The sequence below is a fragment of the Ruegeria intermedia genome, assembly GCF_900129345.1.
Lineage (GTDB): Bacteria > Pseudomonadota > Alphaproteobacteria > Rhodobacterales > Rhodobacteraceae > Ruegeria > Ruegeria intermedia.
Genome location: NZ_FQVK01000066.1, coordinates 1 through 2,869 on the forward strand (window position 1 = coordinate 1; position 2,869 = coordinate 2,869).

The window sequence follows — 2,869 nt, forward strand, 5'->3', positions numbered from 1 at the left end:
TGACGCATTCCGCGTCGTGGGGCATGAAGAGAAAAAAGCTTGCCATCATTTGCTGGCAAGCTTTTGTTTTTTAATCCAGAAAAATGCGGCTTCCAGCATCGAAAACAACTAAATCTGCGTAGATTTTTCTACGCAGATCTGCCCGCAGTTTTTAGTGAATAAAAGTTCCAAAAAACGACTGATGATCGCTTCGTTTTTTGAACATATAGCCAATATCCATATCCCGCAAGCTTGTCTTGCCGCTTCGGCGGCGTTGTCTCATTGCGCCGCAAAGCCACTTCCGCTCAGCCCCTAAGACCATTAGAGGACAAGAAAAAAGCGAGGGTGGATTCGCGGCAGTGGCCGGAGGATCCATGGCAGATTTGGCAAGCTTCAGCGTAGATCTCGAAGAGATTTGTCCAGAACACGGACCCGTCGGTTTGAACTCCTGCCCAAACCCGGATTGTCGGGCTTTCGGCTTTGGATTTCGCGCAGTTCCGAAACGCCTGCCGCGTGTTGGCAGGAAAAAGACTCGGTGCGAAACTGCGGCGGCGGTGCAGTATTTTCAACTACATAGGCCCGGATCATACACGCTCACCGGAACAGACAAGGAGAACGCTCGTGTGTGCCGGGCCTTCGAGCGCAAAAAAGACCCGCTCGAATGGCGCGACAATCGAACAATGACCTGTCGGGCGGAGCTCCTGAATGGAACCATCTGTGGAACCAAGTTCACTATCCTCTCCGAAGACCACCTGAACGCCGAAGTCGACCGACTTCGAAATATGAATGGTGTTCTAAACGGTCCCGCTTGCGGGGCCTGTGGGCGGCGCTATCTGGACGCACCGGAAGAGTTTTCCATGAACGGCGCTCATCAAAGGAAAACAGCTGGCGGGGGATCTGCCCCAAAGGCCATCCGCGTTATTCATCGTCCGTGCAAAGGTTGCCGCGGCGCGCGTTTCACGATTTCGATCCCGCACGCAAGGCAAAAAACCACAAAAGATAACATCAGGATTCTAAATGCTCTGGTGAACAGTGCAGGGATCAACGACGTGCGAAGAATCCTGGGGGCAAACGGCACTGGAAGCAAGATAGGCATCAGTCGGATTTACGACCGGATTGCTTGGTTCGAGCAAGTCTTCTTGGCCTACGAACGCGAGATGCTCAAGCGCTGGAAGAAAAAGAAAGAGAGGTCGCGCAAAGAAACCGTGCATCGCCTAAGTCATGACGACCTAATCCTGTCTGTGAACTGGGAGGCCTCATCAACACGGGCCACCACTCAGCTGAACTGTGCTGTTACTGCAGATGTCGACAGCGGATACGTCTATCGGATCGACGTCGATTTCGACCCAACCGTTTCCCCTATTGAGTTCTTTCGGCAGAGCTTCCTCGACGAAATGGGAATGCCCCAGAATATTGCTTGGTCGCCGGCCAGAGCGGGAGGCAGCAGAATGCCGTTGTTTGCATGGCAGCGGCCTACGGGACGCTATCATGAACCACATTTTTTCGCCGCATGTGAGAACGAACTGAAGGCTTTCATGAAACGCGCCAGTCGCGCAATGGGGAAAAAGGATGCCCAACTTCAGGCCATTCTCTCCCGTGTGGAAAGGGAAATCGATACAGTCCGGCTTATTGGTCAAGACTGGTTTGGCTTCAAGGTGGACGCCGAACATACAGGCGGATCGTTTCGCGGCATGACGACCAGGGATATTTATACGAAGGCCGCGCATTTTGTTGCGTTGAAGGAGATGCTTCCAGCCGGCTCGATTATTCTGACCACCGAGCAAGAGGCAACGCTTCCGCGCTTGTTGCCTCACATCTTCCGAGACGAAATCCAGCAGAACCGTTTCGTTTGGCTCGCTATGGCTTTTAACAAAAAGGCCAAGAAGCCGGAGATCCTTCGGAAGGTGAAAGATTACCGGGATCAATGGCAGAAGTTTTACAATGAAGGGCTATACGACAAACGTTTCGATCTGGGACAGGATCCACAGGAAATCACCAAAGCATTCATCGCTGAAAAGATGAAAACTGCCGTTCGCACCGGATCAAAGGGTGATCGCCCATTTCCCATATCAAACTTTGAACAGGCCTTTATGCCATCGCTTTGGGTGCAGACTCCGACGCAAGCCAGTGGAGAACTCGACAAGACGGTCGGCTTCCCTCTCGTTGGCACCTGGTTGCGAAATGAGTTGCGGCCATTGCCTTTCAACACGGATGTCCAGACGCTGGATCATGAAGTGAAGAATGAGATCGCCGAACTCGTATACAACGCAACTCTGCAGCCAGTGTCGACTTTTATGAATGCGGTTCGCGAACGCCTCGGCGCGACCGTTCGCGCTGGCGGTGGCGCCCGGGTCGGTGGGTCCTATGTCCAAGGAGCCATGTTCAATCCGCGGATACTGATCTCGTTGCTGAATATTTTCCGGGTCCACTACAACTACTTCGAGTTGCGGCCCTATGTGGCTCCGCACAATGAGGAAAAGGAAACCAAGGGCCGTAGTAGTAGTCACTGGGCTATCCGCTATCCGGGCACAGACGAACTGATACCGCTTCGACCATTGAATAAACGCACGCCGCAGAAGAAAACTCCAGCGATGCGCCATGGTATTGAAGCCCATGTCCGAGATAAGTGTGGGGCTTTGCAGGTGCCGAACCTCTACCGAACGCTTTACCGCCCTTGGCTCTATGCAGGAACCCCTGTCGGAAAGCGGTTCGAGCGGTCCCGGAGAAGCCAGGTTTGATTTCCGTGTTGCCCTTGACGGACCAATCTACCTGCCAAGATGGTTTTGTCTTTCATTGCCGGAAATCAGATTGATAGGTATTGAGTAGACGGGATTAGGAGGTAAATCATTGACGAACGAGCAGAAAAAGAATCTTGAGCGGACACTCTGGA

At 52.7% G+C, this 2,869-nt stretch carries 1 protein-coding gene; it reads left to right on the forward strand.

Annotated elements, in window-relative coordinates; translation table 11 throughout:
- The first annotated feature begins 353 nt into the window (after positions 1-353).
- Positions 354-2,717, forward strand: coding sequence for a hypothetical protein (locus tag F3H26_RS19175; RefSeq protein WP_149777561.1), 2,364 nt, complete (start codon positions 354-356; stop codon positions 2,715-2,717).
- Positions 2,718-2,869 lie beyond the last annotated feature (152 nt).

Bases quoted from the DNA above. Each gene is read 5' to 3' on its own strand.
- F3H26_RS19175 (WP_149777561.1), top strand. From the start codon at position 354: ATGGCAGATTTGGCAAGCTTCAGCGTAGATCTCGAAGAGATTTGTCCA.